The organism is Chamaesiphon sp. OTE_20_metabat_361, from assembly GCF_031364565.1.
The window spans coordinates 1-3,199 of sequence record NZ_JANLWO010000575.1 but is presented as its reverse complement, the minus strand read 5'-3'; the positions used below and the strand labels follow the sequence as shown (position 1 = coordinate 3,199).

Sequence of the window (3,199 nt, the reverse complement as noted above, 5' to 3'; positions counted from 1 at the left end):
TGTTACTTTACCTAAGTTTACCTAATTGATGACACGCCCTAGCCACTAGCCACTAGCCACTAGAACACCAGTAACTTTGTTTTAGTGCAAGATGTGAGTTTGGCGGCTTTCCTATTTCCATCGAACCACTACATCCATCATGCAGCAAAATACAGCTAAGTACCCACGTATCGACCTTCCTTTCGAGGCAATGATGAAGCTCAAACAGCAGCTTCGTCAATCGACTATTCAACAGCATTACAGCGTTCGACTGCCATCTAGCGATCGTCGAACGCTGTAAGTGAAGCGGAACGATCGCTAGAATCCATGTTCTAATCGCCAAGTACAAATATATTTGGCGATTTTCTTTTGTACTAATTATGCGAGGCTAAAAATGAAGATAAACTTTCAAGAAATATATGAAATCAGACGAATGATGGTAGATAGAATTTTACGTGGACAAGTTGATTCGGCGGACTATATTACTTATCACCTCTACAGTTTTAGAGGTCTAGTTTATTTCCGTCTAGATGTTTATAGTGCAAAATATAAAGACTGCTCTGTTAGTATCCATATTGGCGATGATGGGCAAATAGAAATTCGTCCTGCATCTCTTTCATGTAAGAAATTCTTTCATCAAAGTCTGACGGAAACCCTCGCTATTATTGAGGCTGAAATAAATGCAGTGAAAGCCGAATTACACAACTTTTGATCGGAACCGGACGCGGCAAGCCGCAGTTAGTTGACGGTTTGAATTCTGCCGCCGAATCTAGAGCGATTCGGCGGCTTTTTCATCTTTATCCATCCCTACTTTATCCGAGGTCAACATCATGAAATCTGGTCTAACTCTCGTCCAACTCGCCGAAGAACTCACCGCCCAACAAGAATCTAAGCGCGACTTCCACGCTCCCACATCGAGCTTGAGTATGCTCGGTAATGGCAACTTTCATCTCGAAACCAATAATGGCAGCGAAGAAATGCCAGCGACAGACTTCGCTCACTCACAAATGGCTAGCCGCATCCAGGTTCCAAAGCCCTATTACGATCGGATGCGCTCGGAGGCCCCCGCTCTGTTGTCAACCAACATCAATCATTGGTTGGCTAAAAAGCAAGGCGAAACCTCGCTGATTCGTACTTTGCGAGGTCAGGTGCGGGCGTTCTTGAGCAATCGCTATCGGATCGTGGACAATCACGAAATTCTAGCGATGGTAATGCCTGAGCTTGCTGAAATGGGTGAAGGCATTACCATCGCAAGCTGCAACGTTACCGCAGAGAAAATGTATTTGAAAGTTATTAACACCAACATTGAAGCTGCTATCTCGGTTGGCGACCCAGTTCAAGCGGGATTCGTGCTGTCGAATGGCGAACTCGGCAACGGCTCGATCTCGGTCGAACCCTTTATCTATCGCCTAGTTTGCACCAATGGCTTAACGCTCAAAGATGCCAAGCAGCGGAAGAACCATGCGGGTCGTGCGAATGAAAGCACTGACTTGTATGCTTCCGATACCGTGCAAGCGATCGATAACGCCTTCAAGTTAAAGATTCGCGATCTAGTGCGGAATGCGATAAGTATTACCACATTCCGCAATGCAGTTGCCGATCTGCAAGCCTCTAAGAATGACCTCATCACTGGTCATTCGGCAAAGGCTGTCGAGCTTACCGCCAAAGCAATTGGCTTAAACAGTGACGAATCTAGTTCGGTTCTCGACCATTTGATTCGTTCTGGTGACTTGTCGCGGTTTGGGCTGTTGAATGCGGTTACTCGGACTGCTGAAGACATCGAATCTTACGATCGGGCAATTGAAGTCGAGCGGCTTGGTTCGAGCGTTCTGTACTTGCCGCAAAGCACTTGGTGCGAAGTAGCAACTGCCCGTAATTAGCTAAAATGGATAAATCCCAGTAAGTAGCATTACTGGGACTTCTCAAAACCAAAGAAATTCAAGACTAACAACTAGGATAACATTATGTCCCTGACGATTGAAGTCGAACTTAAAGATGTCTTAAATGGTATCAACCAAAAACTAGACGTTATTCAGAAAGATGTAACTGACTTAAAGCTAGGTCAAGTTGAAATTAAAGGTGAAATCAAAACTCTTGACGCTAAGGTTGATGGACTGTCAACAAGAGTTGGCAATCAAGAGATTTTGCTGAGAACCATTGTTGCTGGACTGATTGTAATCGTCATTGGTGGTGCAGCCAAAATGTTTTGGAATTTTCCTGTTAATCCCTAGCTTTCCTGCCAACAATCTCTAATCCTATTGAGCACCATTCACTTTTGAAGACTGGTGCTTTTTTGGATTCTTACTCACATTACCAATCTCTAGGAAATAAGCATTATGTACGAATCGAACAATAAAAAAGTCGAGAAAATTGTCAACCTCATTCAATCTTATGGATGTATTATTGAAGGCAAGAAAATTAGTTTAGACGATCTACCACTGCTTTGTCAGGATCTAAATGATTCGGACAAAAAAGAGATTGCAGGTCTAATTCAATCCATTGATAATGAATTATTTTATCTCTACGAAGAGCGTAAATATCTAGACATCCAAATTCAATCTCTGGAGCCAGCTAGAGACAGATTAGCTCGGCTAGTATAAATGATTTCTCTTTGATACCGATCGTTCAAGTATGACTGCAAAGTGCTGTAAAACTCATCCAAATCTTCTAAGATCATGAAACTCGAAACCTACCAGATCGCTGTTTATGAATATCTCAATCAGCTCAATTATGCTGTCATTAATGATGATGAACGACATAAGCTAATCCAATTGAACAACCTTAAATTAGTTCGGATTGAAGCTGTCGATCGCCACAAATATCTCATCCAAGAAGTTATATTGGGTCTAGCAGGGCAGCGATGGAACAATATCGATGCCTCAACAGCGATCGCCCATATTCAAATGCTAGAAGTTGGAATTAATTGGGAAGTACTCGAAATCTATATAAGTCAAGTTTTGGAAATGCAATCCGCAGGAATTATATAAAGCCTAAATTTCATCTCGTTCTGCCCACCTCTCTAACTTTAATTATGCTAAACACTTCAAATGACAATAGTACTCCTTCCCGCCATTGGTTCGTCCACAACTGGGAATCGGGTGCGATTCGTTGAAGTATGAATCACGGTGAAAGTCCGTACATAATACTTCCAAGCTGGCTACCAGACATGTAGCAACTCAAGGCTTGAACTGTCTAATTGATGAGGGTGCAAGTCCCTCCT

At 42.8% G+C, this 3,199-nt stretch carries 6 protein-coding genes; all 6 read left to right on the top strand.

Features of this window, described 5'->3' with window-relative positions; genetic code table 11:
* Positions 1 to 139: 139 nt before the first annotated feature.
* Positions 140 to 280, top strand: coding sequence for a hypothetical protein (locus RMO35_RS16585; RefSeq protein WP_309742426.1), 141 nt, complete (start codon positions 140 to 142; stop codon positions 278 to 280).
* A 93-nt stretch (positions 281 to 373) separates the two neighbouring features.
* The gene (locus RMO35_RS16580) at positions 374 to 691 is read left to right on the top strand and encodes a hypothetical protein (protein WP_309742425.1); all 318 of its coding nucleotides are present in this window, start codon (positions 374 to 376) and stop codon (positions 689 to 691) included.
* 118 nt (positions 692 to 809) lie between these two features.
* The gene (locus tag RMO35_RS16575) at positions 810 to 1,859 is read left to right on the top strand and encodes a DUF932 domain-containing protein (RefSeq protein WP_309742424.1); all 1,050 of its coding nucleotides are present in this window, start codon (positions 810 to 812) and stop codon (positions 1,857 to 1,859) included.
* 84 nt (positions 1,860 to 1,943) lie between these two features.
* Positions 1,944 to 2,210 carry a hypothetical protein gene (locus RMO35_RS16570; protein WP_309742423.1) on the top strand — a complete coding sequence of 89 codons (267 nt, stop codon included), beginning with the start codon at positions 1,944 to 1,946 and terminating at the stop codon, positions 2,208 to 2,210.
* Positions 2,211 to 2,315: 105 nt separating this feature from the next.
* Entirely contained in the window at positions 2,316 to 2,579 is a 264-nt protein-coding gene (locus tag RMO35_RS16565; RefSeq protein WP_309742422.1) for a hypothetical protein, read from the top strand.
* A 75-nt stretch (positions 2,580 to 2,654) separates the two neighbouring features.
* A complete protein-coding gene (locus RMO35_RS16560; protein ID WP_309742421.1) occupies positions 2,655 to 2,966 on the top strand; it encodes a hypothetical protein in 312 nt (103 codons plus the stop codon).
* The last annotated feature ends 233 nt before the right edge of the window (positions 2,967 to 3,199 follow it).

Bases quoted from the DNA above. Each gene is read 5' to 3' on its own strand.
- RMO35_RS16570 (WP_309742423.1), top strand. From the start codon at position 1,944: ATGTCCCTGACGATTGAAGTCGAACTTAAAGATGTCTTAAATGGTATC.
- RMO35_RS16580 (WP_309742425.1), top strand. From the start codon at position 374: ATGAAGATAAACTTTCAAGAAATATATGAAATCAGACGAATGATGGTA.
- RMO35_RS16585 (WP_309742426.1), top strand. From the start codon at position 140: ATGCAGCAAAATACAGCTAAGTACCCACGTATCGACCTTCCTTTCGAG.
- RMO35_RS16560 (WP_309742421.1), top strand. From the start codon at position 2,655: ATGAAACTCGAAACCTACCAGATCGCTGTTTATGAATATCTCAATCAG.
- RMO35_RS16565 (WP_309742422.1), top strand. From the start codon at position 2,316: ATGTACGAATCGAACAATAAAAAAGTCGAGAAAATTGTCAACCTCATT.
- RMO35_RS16575 (WP_309742424.1), top strand. From the start codon at position 810: ATGAAATCTGGTCTAACTCTCGTCCAACTCGCCGAAGAACTCACCGCC.